Below are 14,218 nucleotides of genomic sequence, written 5' to 3'. Positions count from 1 at the left end.
ATCCGGCCGCTCCATGCCAGCATGAAGGCCTGGTATTCGCCGGCTTCGGCCTGCTTTAGCGAAGTCGCGAACTCGGTGACCCTGATCTTCATGTCGAAACCGGCCTCCGCCGCCATCGACTGGATCACCTGCGCGACGGCTTCGGTTTCGGCGCCCTTTGGCACCATGAAATCGACATTCACCGGCGGATTAACGCCGGCTTCCTTCAATAGCGCCTTGGCTTTGGCGACATCGCGGGGGCGAAGAGGGAAAGCCTGCTGGTAATAAGGATGATCCGGATTGACCCATTGGTTGCCCGGCTTGAATTCGCCGTTGAAGACAACCTGATTGATGGCTTCGCGATCAATCGACAGATCGAGCGCCTCCCGAACCTTGGCCGATTTGCTGAGCGGCCCCTTGGCCTTGTCATTACCGATGTTCAGCGTCACGCCCTGGTAACCCAATTCGATGGCGGTCGACAATTTGAGCTTCGGGTCTGCCTGCACGGCTTTGATGTCGGTCGCGAGCAGACGCTCCAGCAGATCGAGCCCTCCCGATTTCAGGTTGGCGAGCCTTACGGTGGCGTCGACGATCGGCAGAAACACGATTCGGTCGATAAACACGTTGTCCTTGTTCCAGTAGTCAGCGAACTTCTCGAGCACGATGCGATCCTGCTGCACGCGTTCGACAAATTTGTAAGGCCCGGCGCAAACCGGATGCAGGCCGAACTTGTCGCCTTCTTCCTTGGCGGCCTTGGGCGAAACCATCATGCCGGCGCGATCGGTGAGCTGGGCGATCAATGGCGAGAACGGGGCTTTCAAGACCAGCTTGATGGTAAGGGGATCGACGACATCGACATGGTCGAGCGCGGCCAATTCCGGCTTTCGGAACGATCCCTGCATTGTCAGGTGGCGTTCCAGCGAGAATTTCGCGGCCTCGGCATTGAACGGCTCGCCATCGTGGAATTTTACTCCGGGCCGCAGTTTGATCGTGACCTCTTTGCCGTCGGCCGAGGTCTCGTGAGAAAGCGCGAGCTGCGGCACGATGTTGATCTTTTCGTCGATGTCGAACAGCTTGTCGCAGAAGCTGGCGAACACGATGCGCCCGACATAGGTCCGCGCCAGCGTCGGATCGAGAATGTCGGGATCCTCGGCAAGGCCGATCCGCAGCGTGGTTTGGGCTTGCGCCATCGCATGAACCGAAAACAACGCTGCCGCCGCGAAGGCCGCCAAACGCAGGATTTTCATCTTACTGGTCTCCATTCAGTTCAGCCGGTTGGCGGCGTGGATGCGACTATATCAACCCCGGACGAGCGGGCTACATCCACATCGCGGTTGAAAGCGGCCACCAATCTTTCCAATGCGGGCGACAGACTATCGGCTGGAAGCACCGCATCTGGCGGTGGCAGTTCCGCCGTGCGATGACAGGCGGTCAAATGCCCGGACTTGTCTCCAAGCAGTTGCGGCGGCTCGACCCGGCAGCGCTCGATAACGTAAGGGCAGCGGGTATGAAAGCGGCAGCCAGCCGGCGGATTGAGCGCGCTTGGCATTTCGCCCTGCAGCACGATGCGGCTGCGCTTTGCGCGCGGTTTGGGCACGGGGATCGCCGACAATAACGCGCGGCTGTAGGGATGTCGCGGCGAGGTGAACAGCGTCTCCGTGTTCGCCATCTCGACGATCCCACCGAGGTTCATCACGGCGACGCGGTCCGCGATGTGCTTCACCACGGCGAGGTCGTGCGACACGAAAATGTATGCGAGCCCGAGACGATCCTGTAGATCGCGCAACAGATTGAGGATCTGCGATCGGATCGAGACATCGAGCGCAGAGACCGGCTCGTCGCAGATGATGAGTTTCGGTTCGACCGCGAGCGCCCGGGCGATAGCGATGCGCTGGCGCTGGCCACCGGAGAATTCGTGGCTATAGCGGCGCGCAAATCGAGGCTCCAGCCCGACCAACTGCAGCAATTCCTCGACGCGCTGGTGTCTGCGTGAGGCCGGAACGAGGTCATGGAGTGCGAGAGGTTCAGTCAGGATCTGGCTGATCGTCATGCGCGGGTTAAGCGACGCATACGGATCCTGGAAGATGATCTGCGCATCGCGGCGGAAGGCGCGCAGTTGATTGGCGTCAAATGCAAGCAGATCACGTCCCTCAAAGCGAATTTGTCCCGAATCCGGCTCGATCAAACGTAGTATCAGGCGGCTGACCGTGGACTTGCCGCAACCGGATTCGCCGACCAGCGCCAGCGTCTTGCCGGCATCGAGGGTGAAACTGACGCCATCGACCGCCCTGATAAACGCCGTCGCTCGCCCGAACACCGAGCGCGCGGCAACGAAATGCTTCACCAGCCCTTCGACCTCGAGCAGGGCCGTCATCTTCTGCTCTCCGCAACGCCTGGACGGCAATGTCCGTGGCGCGTGCTGCTGCACAGCGCGCTGGAAATCAAGCAAAAACACTTGGCCATCACGAGACCAGTTTCTCCAAGGGCGCCTTGATGCAGCGCGACCAATGTCCGGGACTCACCTCAATGAATGGTGGCGGCGCGGCGATACAAGCTTCGCCAACAAAAGGGCAGCGGGCAGCGAAGCGGCAAGCGAACGGTGGACTGGTCATGTTGGGCACCATGCCCTCGATGGTGGCGAGATGCGAGGCGCGCCGGTCGAGCCGCGGGATCGAGCCGAGCAGCCCAACCGTGTAGGGGTGCTGGGGTGAAGCGAACAATTCGTCGACCGCCGCGCGCTCGACGATCTCCCCGGCATACATCACCGCCACTTCATCGCACACCTCGGCAACCACGCCGAGATCATGCGTGATCAGAATGATCGCAGCCCCGCTGGCGCTCCGCAGCTCGCGCATCAGTTCAAGTATCTGGGCTTGCAGCGTAACATCCAGCGCGGTGGTCGGCTCGTCGGCGATCAGGAGCATGGGATCGCACGCCAGTGCCATAGCGATCATCACGCGCTGGCGCATACCGCCGGATAATTTGTGCGGATATTCGTCGATGCGGCTCTCGGGCGAGGGGATGTGGACCCGGCGCAACAACTCGATAGCGCGCTCGCGTGCTTGTCGCCGCGGACCGCCGCGATGGCGCAGAATGGTTTCAATAATTTGCTCGCCGATCGTGAAGCTCGGGTTCAGCGACGTCATTGGCTCCTGGAAGATCATGGCCAGTCGGTTGCCGCGCAGATCGCGCAATCTCTCGTCGGGCACATCGAGCAGATTGGAGCCTTCAAAACGGATCGAGCCAGTGACTTCGGCCGAATGTTTCGACAACAGCCCCATGATGGCGAGCGAGGTCACGCTCTTGCCGCACCCGGATTCACCGACCAACCCCAGCGTTGCTCCATTGGCCACGCTGAGGTCAACCGAATCGACCGCGTGCGTGGTGCGGCCGTCATCGCCGTGGAAGATCACCCGCAAAGCCTCGATTTCTATCAACGGCGCAACGGTCATTTCTGACCTGCTGTGGCAGCTTCGATCGACGCATCGATGATCTTGCGATCGGTGATCCCGGCTGGATTGTTGCGGCTGGGCAGGAATTGCCGGAAATGCACCCATCGTTCACGGCTGACCTTCTCGAGCCGTTCCAGTTCGGTCAGTGGATCGGCATGGTCATCGACCCGCAGATCAAGCGCCGACCACTCCTCGTCGGCATAGATGAGGAGCGCGGCTGATTGCTTGCCGCGCTTGTCTCCGCCAGCAGCCTCGCCTGACCGCATCGCCGCGATCAAGCGCTGGGCGAACGGCAGGTTGTCGGCTGTGACATAAGTCTGCGCGGTGTCGTCAAGCACCCGCGCGCCCGCTAGCATGTTGCCGGCGATGGAAAAACCATTGCCCTTGAGGTGCCCGCACCAGTCGACGCAATCGTGGCCGGTATGGCAGGCGATGCTTCCAATTGCATCCATGATGTGGACTTGCCGGCTCTCCCGGCCCGCATCCGTTGCGATCAGGGATTCGATCACGTCTTCCGGCTGACGTCCTTCGCGCAGCAGCTTCAAACCATCGATCCCGTAGTAAGGATTGATCAGTGCCTGGGTCGCGATGCCCCCAATGCGGGGGGCGATATGCGGCACGCGAGCGCCGACGGCAAAGAAGCGCGTCGCGACGGCTATTCCGAACTGCCCCGTTGACGGGTCACACGCGATAATCGACCAGGTCATCTAAGCAACTACCGTCCGGCCGCGTAGCCCTGCATGCCGCGCGGATTCGCTGCGGCGCGCCGGCGGCGGCCGACCTTCGAGGCCGCGGTCAATCGTCCTTCCGACCAGTCGGGGCCCATCTCGACGAGGTGACCTCGGCTCTTCAATGAATCCGCCGTCGCCTTCGGCACGCGGTTCTCCAGCACCAATACGCCCGGGCGAGCCGTGCGCGGCCAGAATGAGATCGGGAAATGCTCGGAATGCCAGGCGGGCGCGTCGATCGCCTCCTGCAGGTTCATCTTGGCATGCACATGGCGCAGAAAAAATTGCGTTGTCCATTGATCCTGCTGATCGCCTCCGGGCGAACCCCAAGCCAGATACGGCTCGCCATCGCGCAGTGCCATGGTCGGGCTAAGGGTGGTGCGGGGGCGCTTGCCCGGCGCCAAGGCGGCGGGGTGGTCCTCCTGCAGCCAGAACATCTGCGCGCGGCTGCCGAGGCAGAACCCGAGTTCCGGAATCACAGGTGACGACTGCAGCCAGCCGCCGGAAGGCGTCGCCGAGATCATGTTGCCGGCCTGATCGATGATATCGAAATGCACGGTATCACCGCGTACCTCGCCGAAGCGGCCGACGGTGGGCTCACCGGCGCCCATCGCGCCAACTGCCTCACGATGCCCCTCCTGTCGACGGAGTTTTACGACCGAACCAAAGCCTTCCACCGAGCCAGGCACGAATTCGAGCGAGGCTTTGTCCGAGATCAGCTTGCGCCGCTCGTCATTGTAGGCATCGGACAGCAGCGTTGCGATCGGGACTTCGGTGAAATTCGGATCGCCATAGAATTTCTCGCGGTCGGCAAAGGCGAGCTTGGCGCATTCGGTCTGCAGGTGAATGAATTCCGGGCCCGCGGGATCGAGCCCGTCAAGGTCAAATCCCTTCAGCAAAGCCAGTTGCTGCAGCATGACCGGCCCCTGGCTCCAGACGCCCGCTTTGCAGACGGTATAGCGGCCGTACTCGTAAGTGAGCGGCGCCTCCACGGTTGGCTGCCAACGCGCCATGTCGTCTCCGCGCAACACGCCGCGGTGTGGCGAGCCGGTGACGTCCATGACCTCCTGCGTGCGGCAGAACTTGTCGATCGCTTCAGCCACAAAGCCATGCGACCACGCCTTGCGAGCGCGTTCGATTTGCGCCACCCGATCGGAGCCCGCGCTTTCCGCCTCCTTCAAAATTCGGGCATAGGTTTCCGAGAGCTGCTTGTTGGTGAAGAGCGTGCCGGGTTTGGGAACTTCATTGTTCGGCAGATAGACCGCGGCTGAGGTTTTCCAGTGCTGCCTGAACAGTTGCTCCACCACCTTGATCGTTGCCGATGCGCGTTCGACGAGCGGATAGCCGTCCCGCGCATAGGCGATCGCCGGCTCAAGCACGTCGCGAAGCCGCAGCGTGCCGTAATCGCGCAGCAGCAGCATCCACGATTCAAACGTGCCGGGAACACAGGCGGCGAGCAGCCCGGTGCCAGGCACCATTTCCAGTCCCTCGCTGAGGTAATGGGCGATGGTCGCGCCGGCAGGAGCGGGGCCTTGACCGCATATGACCTCGGTGCGGCCCCGGTTCGCATCATGGACAATGATCGGCACGTCGCCGCCCGGGCCGTTCAGGTGCGGTTCGACCACCTGCAGCGTGAACGCTGTTGCGACACCGGCGTCGAATGCATTGCCGCCCTTCTCCAGGGTGGCCATCCCGACCGCGGTGGCAATCCAATGGGTCGAGGTGACGACGCCGAACGTGCCTTCGATTTCTGGTCGCGTGGTGAACGGATCGGGATTGATATTGCCCATTGGTATCCATGTTGGTTCGATGATGTCGCCCGCGGGCACTTGATCACAGCCCAGCCGCCCTGCCAACGGCACAGCGCTTGGCTTTTTCCGTGCTTAAGCCGGGGCTGCGGCCTCAAGTTGATTGTTCACGGCGTGACAGGCGACGCCGTCGATCAGGGCAGGGGCCTGCCTCCGACAGAGATCGAATGCGAGCGGACAACGGGGGTTGAACGCGCAGCCCGACGGCGGGTGAATTGGATTGGGGATTTCGCCCTTGACTGGAATCCGCTGCCTGCCGGACATCGCGAGATCGGGAACGGCGCCCAGCAGCATCTTGGTGTAGGGCATTCTCGGCTGACTAAAGAGTTCGCGGCTTTCCGCGATTTCGACGATGCGCCCGAGATACATCACCCCGATACGGCTCGCCATGTGACGGACCACAGCCAGATTGTGGCTGATAAAAAGATAGGTAAGGCCGAACTTGTCCTGCAGGTCACGCATCAGATTGAGAATTTGCGCCTGCACGGAGACGTCAAGCGCCGAGGTTGGCTCGTCGCAAACGATAAATTCGGCGTTGGATGCGAGCGCGCGGGCGATCGCGACACGCTGCCGCTGTCCCCCGGAGAATTCATGCGGATATTTCCAGCCGTCGTCGGGATGCAGGCCGACCAGATCCAGTAGCTCCCCGACTCTCGCTTGTATGTCCCGCTCGCCCTGGATCAGGTCGAATGCTCGGATAGGCTCGGCCACGATTGCATCGACCCGAAGCCGCGGGTTGAGGCTCGCATATGGGTCCTGAAAAATCATTTGAATGCGGCGGCGTAGCTGCCGGCGCGCCTGGGATTGTCGGGGTTTGGTCATCGAGATGCCATCAATGATCACTTCGCCGGAAGTCGGCTGTAGCAGGCCGACGATCATGCGAGCGACAGTGGTTTTTCCTGAACCGGATTCGCCCACTAGGGCAAAGGTTTCGCCTCGGGTGATATCAAACGTGACGCCATCGACCGCTTTCAAGAACTCCAGATGACCGCCTTCGAGCATTCGCTCCAGCCAGGGTCTGGAAACATCGAAAACGCGACGCAGATTTTTCGCTTGCACAAACGGCACCGGTGTCATGCTGCGGATTCCTTGCCGGCGGCATCATAGAGATGGCAGGCCACGGCTTGGGTACCCCTCCGGATCGGCTCCGGCCGCTCGATCCGGCAGCGGTCGAACGCGAATGCGCAACGGGGATTGAACGCGCAGCCCGGTGGTATCGCGGAAAGTCGGGGCATCGAACCCGGGATCTGAACCAGGCGTGCGGCATCGCCGGCGAGCGTCGGGATCGCGCCCATCAAACCCTTCGCATACGGGTGTAACGGGTTCTGCACCACGTCCCTGACAGGTCCGATTTCGGCGATGCGGCCGGAATACATCACCGCGACGCGGTCCGACGTTTCGGCGATCACCCCCATGTCGTGTGTCACCAGCATCACTGCAGTGCCGTGATCTCGCCCGAGGCGCTTGATCAGCGAGATAATCTGCGCCTGCACCGAGACGTCGAGCGCGGTGGTCGGCTCATCGGCGATGATCAGCTCCGGCTCGGCGCAAATTGCCAGCGCGATCACCACCCGCTGGCGCATGCCACCGGAGAATTCGTGCGGGTAGGCGTCGCTGCGCTTGTCCGGCGCGGGAATACCGACTTCCGCCAGCAGATCGATCGCACGCTTGCGCGCGCCCTGCTCTGAGAGGTTGGTGTGGGTCCGGATGGTCTCGACGAGCTGATCGCCGATCCGATACAGCGGATTAAGACTGGTGAGTGGGTCCTGAAAAATCATACCGATCCGTTTTCCCCGGATCCGGCGCATTTCCTGCGGCGGCAAATCGTCGATCCGCATACCCGATAGATAAATCGATCCGCCGGCGATGCGGCCGGGCCGATCGATCAGGCCTATGATCGCCAAACCGGTGACCGATTTTCCGGCACCGGATTCACCGACTACTCCGAGCACCTCTCCCTTGGCGATCTCGAACGTGATCCCGTCGATCGCGCGAAGGGTGCTGCGGCGGGTGACGAATTCCACCTGAAGATTACGCACCGAGAGAACGGGTTCGGTCATACGCAGGGCTGCATGGTATTAGCCGCGCTTCTCATCGGAGTTTCGGGTTCAGCGCGTCGCGAAGCCAGTCGCCCAGCAGATTGATCGACAAAATCAGCGCCGCAAGTGCAAAACCGGGGAACGCCACAATCCACCACTCGCCGGAAAAGAGATAATTGTTGCCAATCCGGATCAGCGTTCCGAGCGAGGGCATGGTGTCGGGCATTCCCGCGCCAAGGAACGACAGCGTCGCCTCCGTGATAATCGCAAGCGCCAGATTGATGGTCGCGATCACGAGAATTGGGCCCATCGCGTTGGGCAGCACGTGACGCAGCATGATCACCGGCGCGGGAAGGCCGATCAGTTGCGCGGCCGCCACATAGTCCTTGTTCTTCTCGACCATCACGGATCCGCGCACCGTACGCGCATATTGCACCCAGAAGCTCAGGCCGATCGCGAATACCAGAACCGCAAGTGTACTCACCGCGTCGAGGCGATTGCCGAACAAGGATTTCGCGACACCATCGATGAGCAAGGCAATCAGGATTGCGGGGAAAGTAAGCTGCACGTCGGCAATCCGCATGATCAGGCCATCGACGGCGCCGCCGACATAGCCCGCGATCAGGCCAAGCGCAATGCCCAGTGTCCCGGAGAACAACACGCCCAGAACGCCCACCGCAAGCGAGATGCGCAGGCCGTAAAGGATGGCCGAAAAAACATCGCGGCCCTGCTCGTCCGTGCCCAGCAGGAACGGCGTTTGGCCATCGGCGGTCCACAATGGAGCGATGCGCGAATTCATCAGCTCAAGCTGCGCAGGATCGAACGGGTTCTGCACCGCAATCAAGGGAGCGAATACCGCCACCAGGAAGAATAATGCCGTTACGGCGGCGGCAATCATGGTGACCCGGGAGCGGCGAAACGAGTAGAAGAGGTCGCTTTCGATCGCGCGCCCAAGCCATCTTCCGGACCGAAAGGGCGCGCGCTGAGCGCCCGCATCGGATTGATGCGTTACATCGGCTTTGTGCGGGACAATGGCGTCGGACATGGCAATCCCGCTCAGGCCGGACGGCTGATGGTCGCGCGCAGCCGGGGATCGACGACGGTGTAGAGAATGTCGACCACCAGATTGATGGTGACGAAGATCAGCGAAACCATCAGCAAGTAGGCTGCCATGATCGGAATATCCACGTTCTGTACGGCTTGAACGAACAACAGCCCCATTCCCGGCCACTGGAATACGGACTCGGTGATAATCGCAAACGCAATAACCGAGCCAAACTGCAATCCGGTAACAGTAATCACCGGCACCAGCGTGTTCTTGAGCGCGTGGCCGAAGTGGATGGCGCTCGTCGTCAACCCGCGCGCCCGCGCGAAACGAATGTAGTCGGTGCGCAGGACCTCAAGCATCTCGGCTCGCACCAGACGCATGATCAGCGTCATCTGGAACAGGCCCAGGGTAATCGAAGGCATGATCAGGGCCTTGAGGCCGGAAGCCGTAAGCAGCCCGGTTTTCCACCAGCCGATCTGCACCACGTCGCCGCGCCCGAAGGACGGCAACCATCCCAATACCACCGCGAACAGATAAATCAGCAAAATTCCAATCAGAAACGTCGGCAACGAGATTCCGATCAGCGATATGGCCTGCAGGACCTTTGTGACGAACGTATCGCGCCTGAGCGCCGAATAGACGCCCATCAAAATGCCGAACACGATCGCCAGGATGGTGGCGCAGATCGCTAGCTCCAGCGTGGCCGGCATCCGCTCCTTCAACAAATCCGCGACCGGCTGGCGAAACTGATAGGAGACGCCGAACTTGAACTGCATCGCGTCGCCGAAATAGCGGGCGAACTGCACGATCACGGGATCGTCGAGGCCAAGCGATTTGCGAATCTCGGCGCGCTGAGCGGCCGAAGTGTCGATGGCGACCATTTGGTTGACTGGGTCGCCGGCGAACCGGAACATCGAGAACGAGATGATCCCGACCGCGATCATGACGCCGACCGCCTGCATGGCGCGGCGAAGAGTGAAAGCGAGCATTTGATCCTTTCGCTGCTTTCAAATTGTTATCCCTCCCACTTGCGGGGAGGGTGGCGCGAAGCGCCGGGGGGTAACTCGCGCATAGACGAAACAGCCCCCGCCCGTCACATCGTTCACGCCGCTCACGATGTGCCCTCCCTTCCTCCCTCGAATGCGGGGAGGAAAGAAAAGAGGGAGCTTGCTCGTCTCCACCGCCCACAAGTGAGAATCAAAATCCCGGGGCACTGGACCACCGGGATTATCTTGTCGAATTGCCTACTCCTGCTTGGTAGCCCAGTAGAACAGCACCTCATTGTCGGCGCGCTGGTGTATTTTTACTTTCTTCGACACGCCCCAGGCCAGCGCCTGCTGATGCAGCGGGATATAGCCGTAATCCTTGAGACCGATTTCGAATGCCTGCTTGATCATCTGGTCGCGTTTGGCCGTATCGGTCTCGAGCAGGATCTTGTCGGTGAGTGCATCGAGTTGCTTGTTGCAGTAGCCGCCGAGATTGGCTTCGCCGCGGGTTGGATCCTTTGGGTCGTCACGGCAGCCCATGATGTCGTGCAGCACGTTCTGCGAGTCCGATGAAGCCGGCGTCCAGCCCAACAGGTAGAACGAGGTCTTGAAACCGCCAGGCTTCAGAACTTTGGCGAAATACTGCTGCTTCGGTTGAGCGAGCAGGTCAATCTTCACACCGATGCGCGCCAACATTCCGACCACGGCCTCGCAGATCGCACCGTCATTGACGTAACGATCGTTCGGGCAATCCATCGTGACTTCGAACCCCTCCGGATAGCCGGCCTCGGCAAGCAGCTTTTTGGCGGTATCCGGATCGAACTTCGGCCGCGTGAATTCCTTCGACAGCGGGAACAATTGCGGCGCGATCATCAGCGCCGAGGGCGTCGACAGGCCGCGCATCACCCGATTCTTGATCAGATCGACGTCGATAGCTTTGAAGAATGCCTCGCGGACACGAACGTCCTTGAACGGATTCTTGCCCTTGACGTTCGAATAAAGGAGCTCGTCGCGGACCTGGTCCATGCCCAGGAAGATGGTGCGCAATTCCGGCCCGGTCAGAACCGTCGCGGTGCCGCTGGAATTCACCCGCGCGATATCCTGGATCGGAACCGGTTCGATGACGTCGACTTCACCCGATAGCAGCGCAGCAACACGCGTTGCCGCCGACGCGATCGGGGTGAAGACGATTTCCTTGAGATTATGCTCGGGCTTGCCCCACCAATTTGGATTGACCTTGAACACGGTTTTTACGCCTGGCTGATGGCTCTCGATAATGAAGGGCCCTGTGCCGTTCTCATGCAGCGAGGCATAGCTCGGGGTCGTTGCGGAAGCTGGCGTCGGAGCTACCGAGTTGTTCTCCTCGCACCACTTCTTGTCCATGATAAACCAGCCGTCCCATTGCGAAATGAGAATGGGATTGGGCGAGTCGAGCATCACGTCGACTGTGTTGTCATCCACTTTGACGAATTTCGCGTCGGCTGGAACGTTGCTGGTGAAATTCGAACCCTTTGGATCACGCACGCGGGTGGCGGAAAAGATCACGTCGTCTGCGGTGAAGGGGTCGCCATTGTGGAATTTAACATTCTTTCGCAGATGGAAGCGCCAGTGCGTCGGAGTCAGTGTTTCCCAGCTTTCGGCCAGCGCGGGGACAATCTTCAGATTCTTGTCGCGGGTAACCAGGCCCTCATAAACGTGAGCATGGTGCGCGATGGTCGTCGTTTCCTTGAGCGTATAGGGATCGAGCGATTTGAGGTCGCCCTGGTTGGCGTAGCGCAGGGTCTGGGCCGATACCGGCGAGATCACAAAACTGGCGATCGAGACTAAAGCCGCTGCAAGCAACGTTTGGCGTACCGACATATCTTCACATTCTCCGCTGGGTACCGGTCAATTCTGCATTATTGACGGCTTTGCCGAACCATGTTGCCAGAGTTTGGCCGTCGCGCAAGCGCCATTTCCCCGAAGACCGGTCCCGTTTGCGTGGTTGTGTGGCAATAACTAGGTTCACCCGAGGCGGCGAGAGCAAGTGCGTCAGTTTGAATTTGGAGTGCGGGATGGCGGAACTTAAGGCCGACGTTCTGGTGTTGGGTGCGGGGATGGTCGGAGTGAGCGCCGCCCTGCACCTGCAGCAACGTGGACGCGACGTCATCCTCGTCGACAAGCACGCGCTGGCTGGGGAAGAGACGAGCTTCGGCAATGCCGGAGTTATCGAATGCGCCTCGGTTTTCCCATATATGTTTCCCCGGGATATCGGGCAAATCCTGCAATACGCGCTAAATCGCGCACCCCAGGTGCACTACCGGCTTTCCGATTTGCCGGCCTTTCTGCCTTGGCTGGTTCGCTACTTCATCGCCTCCTCACCCGATCGGACGATGCATAGCGCGATGGCCGAGTTGCCTCTCATCCGGCGCAGCCTAATCGAGCACCAAGCTCTGATGAGCGAGGCCGGAGTGCCCGAGCTTTTGCGACGGACCGGGTGGCTCAAGCTGTTCCGCTCCGATGCGACATTGGCAAACGCGGCAAAGGATCTGGAGCGAGCCAGGCAATTTGGTGTCTCCGGCGAGGTTCTCGACAGCGCGGGAATTGCGGCCCGCGAGCCCAATCTGAGCGGCGAATTTGCTGGGGCTGTCTATTTGCCAGCGCCTGGGTTCGTACCCGATCCCGGCGGCTTGGCTAAGGCGTATGCGGCGCTGTTCAAACGTAAAGGGGGACGCTTTATCGCCGGTGACGCAGCAACACTTCAGCAGGAGGCTGCCGGATGGCGCGTTGCCGGATCGACTGGCCCCGCGGTTGCCCGCGAGGCTGTTGTGGCGCTGGGGCCCTGGTCGGATCTGGTGTTTCGGCCGCTCGGCTATACGATCCCCCTCGGCATCAAGCGCGGTTATCATCTGCATCTGGCGCCGCGAGGCAATGCCGTCCTCCACCATCCCGTTCTCGACGCCGATCTTGGCTATCTGCTGGCCCCTATGAATCGGGGCATACGCCTCACGACCGGCGTGGAGTTTGCGAGGCGAGACGCGCCTCCCAGCCCGGTCCAGTTGAAGCGCGTGTTGCCGCAGGCGCACCAATTGTTTCCGTTGGGCGAACCAATCGATGCAAAGCCGTGGATGGGCGCGCGGCCGTGCTTGCCCGACATGCTGCCGGTGATTGGCAAGGCGCCTCGCCATCGCGGCTTATGGTTCGATTTCGGGCACCAACACCACGGTTTGACGCTGGGGCCGGCGACCGGCCGTTTGCTGGCGGAAATGATGACGGGCGAGACGCCGTTCGCCGATCCCAATCCATTTGCCGTCGAGCGGTTTGGTTGACCATATTCGCGCAATTGGTCTGCCGGCAGGGGCTCGGGCGGTTGGCTCTGCTTGCGTACCGCAAGCTATACCGGTGATACTCTCGACCCGGTCAGGAAGCACTTAGGAGCGGACATGAAAGTTAACGTTGAGGTCGATTGCACGCCCCAGGAGGCCCGACAGTTTTTTGGACTTCCCGATGTGCAGCCGATGCAGAACGCCGTGATGGAAAAACTGCAGCAGCAATTGACCAGCAACATCGAAAAGGTTGCTCCTGAAGCGCTGATGCAGAGCTGGTTCGATCCGAAGATCGCCGAACGGTTTCAGGACATGTTCGTGACCATGGCCGGATTGGGCGGCACCCGCTCGAGTGACAAGAAGTCCGGCGACAAGAAATAGCATGCCGCCCGAACCTGGCGAACCATCGGCGGCGGAGCGACTTCGTCCGCCGGGGCTAGGGATGCTGCTCGCGGAGGCGAGAGGCATCTTCGAGTTGAACGCGAGCCTGTTGCTTTCACCGCTGTTGCTTCGCGCGCCGCGAGGCGATGGCCATCCGGTTCTGGCGTTGCCGGGATTCCTCGCCAGTGATCTTTCGATGGCGCCAATGCGTCGCTATCTCAGCGAACTCGGCTACGACAGCTATGGCTGGGAAATGGGCCGCAACATCGGCGGTCTTTCGCGGATGCGGGCAGCGCTTCGCGACCGGCTTGCGGAAATCCATAACGCGACCCGCCGCAAGGTGAGCATTGTCGGCTGGAGTCTGGGCGGCGTCTACGCGCGCCATCTGGCACTCCAGGCGCCGGAGCTGGTTCGATATGTGATTACGCTCGGAAGTCCATTCGCAAACGACGTGACAGCGACCAACGCCACGCGGCTTTACGAGGCGCTGTC

Annotated in this window: 13 protein-coding genes; 3 read left to right on the top strand and 10 right to left on the bottom strand. The window is 60.9% G+C overall.

The window, feature by feature from the left end; genetic code table 11:
- The 10 genes from VJV58_RS15695 to VJV58_RS15650 all read right to left on the bottom strand — a co-directional run.
- Positions 1–1,226, bottom strand: a 1,226-nt coding sequence (locus VJV58_RS15695) for an ABC transporter substrate-binding protein (RefSeq protein ID WP_324138281.1), incomplete at its 3' end; no start/stop codon positions are given.
- Positions 1,227–1,246: 20 nt separating this feature from the next.
- On the bottom strand, positions 1,247–2,353 hold the full coding sequence (locus VJV58_RS15690) for a dipeptide ABC transporter ATP-binding protein (RefSeq protein ID WP_324138280.1): 1,107 nt from the start codon (positions 2,351–2,353) through the stop codon (positions 1,247–1,249).
- A gap of 88 nt (positions 2,354–2,441) precedes the next feature.
- The gene (locus tag VJV58_RS15685; protein WP_324138279.1) at positions 2,442–3,431 is read right to left on the bottom strand and encodes an ABC transporter ATP-binding protein; all 990 of its coding nucleotides are present in this window, start codon (positions 3,429–3,431) and stop codon (positions 2,442–2,444) included.
- Positions 3,428–4,138 (bottom strand): DUF1028 domain-containing protein, encoded by a 711-nt coding sequence (locus VJV58_RS15680; protein ID WP_324138278.1) that lies wholly within the window; start codon positions 4,136–4,138, stop codon positions 3,428–3,430. Before VJV58_RS15680 ends, VJV58_RS15685 begins: the two co-directional genes overlap by 4 nt.
- Before the next feature lie 8 nt (positions 4,139–4,146).
- A complete protein-coding gene (locus tag VJV58_RS15675) occupies positions 4,147–5,949 on the bottom strand; it encodes a gamma-glutamyltransferase family protein (RefSeq protein ID WP_324138277.1) in 1,803 nt (600 codons plus the stop codon).
- Between the two features lie 93 nt (positions 5,950–6,042).
- Positions 6,043–7,044 carry an oligopeptide/dipeptide ABC transporter ATP-binding protein gene (locus VJV58_RS15670; protein ID WP_324138276.1) on the bottom strand — a complete coding sequence of 334 codons (1,002 nt, stop codon included), beginning with the start codon at positions 7,042–7,044 and terminating at the stop codon, positions 6,043–6,045.
- Entirely contained in the window at positions 7,041–8,027 is a 987-nt protein-coding gene (locus tag VJV58_RS15665; protein WP_324138275.1) for an ABC transporter ATP-binding protein, read from the bottom strand. The genes VJV58_RS15670 and VJV58_RS15665 overlap by 4 nt, the downstream gene beginning before the upstream one ends.
- A 31-nt stretch (positions 8,028–8,058) precedes the next feature.
- The gene (locus tag VJV58_RS15660) at positions 8,059–9,051 is read right to left on the bottom strand and encodes an ABC transporter permease (RefSeq protein ID WP_324138274.1); all 993 of its coding nucleotides are present in this window, start codon (positions 9,049–9,051) and stop codon (positions 8,059–8,061) included.
- An 11-nt stretch (positions 9,052–9,062) separates the two neighbouring features.
- Positions 9,063–10,043 (bottom strand): ABC transporter permease, encoded by a 981-nt coding sequence (locus VJV58_RS15655; protein ID WP_324138273.1) that lies wholly within the window; start codon positions 10,041–10,043, stop codon positions 9,063–9,065.
- 255 nt (positions 10,044–10,298) lie between these two features.
- Entirely contained in the window at positions 10,299–11,900 is a 1,602-nt protein-coding gene (locus VJV58_RS15650; protein WP_324138272.1) for an ABC transporter substrate-binding protein, read from the bottom strand.
- 194 nt (positions 11,901–12,094) lie between these two features.
- Between VJV58_RS15650 and VJV58_RS15645 the strand changes: the two genes are divergently transcribed.
- The 3 genes from VJV58_RS15645 to VJV58_RS15635 all read left to right on the top strand — a co-directional run.
- Complete coding sequence (locus tag VJV58_RS15645; protein ID WP_324138271.1) at positions 12,095–13,348, top strand: FAD-dependent oxidoreductase; 1,254 nt, start codon at positions 12,095–12,097, stop codon at positions 13,346–13,348.
- A gap of 114 nt (positions 13,349–13,462) precedes the next feature.
- A complete protein-coding gene (locus VJV58_RS15640) occupies positions 13,463–13,726 on the top strand; it encodes a DUF6489 family protein (protein ID WP_324138270.1) in 264 nt (87 codons plus the stop codon).
- A gap of 1 nt (position 13,727) precedes the next feature.
- Positions 13,728–14,218: esterase/lipase family protein (locus tag VJV58_RS15635; RefSeq protein WP_414641506.1), on the top strand; the 491-nt coding region annotated here is incomplete at its 3' end.

Origin of the sequence: Bradyrhizobium sp. (assembly GCF_035273305.1) — a bacterium.
In the GTDB taxonomy this organism is placed as follows: Bacteria; Pseudomonadota; Alphaproteobacteria; order Rhizobiales; family Xanthobacteraceae; genus Bradyrhizobium.
The sequence above is the reverse complement of the archived record's forward strand: the minus strand, read 5'-3'. Positions and strand labels throughout refer to the sequence as shown.

Excerpts from the sequence above, each read along its gene's own strand:
- VJV58_RS15690 (WP_324138280.1), bottom strand. The coding sequence starts at position 2,353 with ATGACGGCCCTGCTCGAGGTCGAAGGGCTGGTGAAGCATTTCGTTGCC.
- VJV58_RS15645 (WP_324138271.1), top strand. The coding sequence starts at position 12,095 with ATGGCGGAACTTAAGGCCGACGTTCTGGTGTTGGGTGCGGGGATGGTC.
- VJV58_RS15640 (WP_324138270.1), top strand. The coding sequence starts at position 13,463 with ATGAAAGTTAACGTTGAGGTCGATTGCACGCCCCAGGAGGCCCGACAG.
- VJV58_RS15680 (WP_324138278.1), bottom strand. The coding sequence starts at position 4,138 with ATGACCTGGTCGATTATCGCGTGTGACCCGTCAACGGGGCAGTTCGGA.
- VJV58_RS15655 (WP_324138273.1), bottom strand. The coding sequence starts at position 10,043 with ATGCTCGCTTTCACTCTTCGCCGCGCCATGCAGGCGGTCGGCGTCATG.
- VJV58_RS15650 (WP_324138272.1), bottom strand. The coding sequence starts at position 11,900 with ATGTCGGTACGCCAAACGTTGCTTGCAGCGGCTTTAGTCTCGATCGCC.
- VJV58_RS15685 (WP_324138279.1), bottom strand. The coding sequence starts at position 3,431 with ATGACCGTTGCGCCGTTGATAGAAATCGAGGCTTTGCGGGTGATCTTC.
- VJV58_RS15670 (WP_324138276.1), bottom strand. The coding sequence starts at position 7,044 with ATGACACCGGTGCCGTTTGTGCAAGCGAAAAATCTGCGTCGCGTTTTC.
- VJV58_RS15675 (WP_324138277.1), bottom strand. The coding sequence starts at position 5,949 with ATGGGCAATATCAATCCCGATCCGTTCACCACGCGACCAGAAATCGAA.
- VJV58_RS15660 (WP_324138274.1), bottom strand. The coding sequence starts at position 9,051 with ATGTCCGACGCCATTGTCCCGCACAAAGCCGATGTAACGCATCAATCC.
- VJV58_RS15665 (WP_324138275.1), bottom strand. The coding sequence starts at position 8,027 with ATGACCGAACCCGTTCTCTCGGTGCGTAATCTTCAGGTGGAATTCGTC.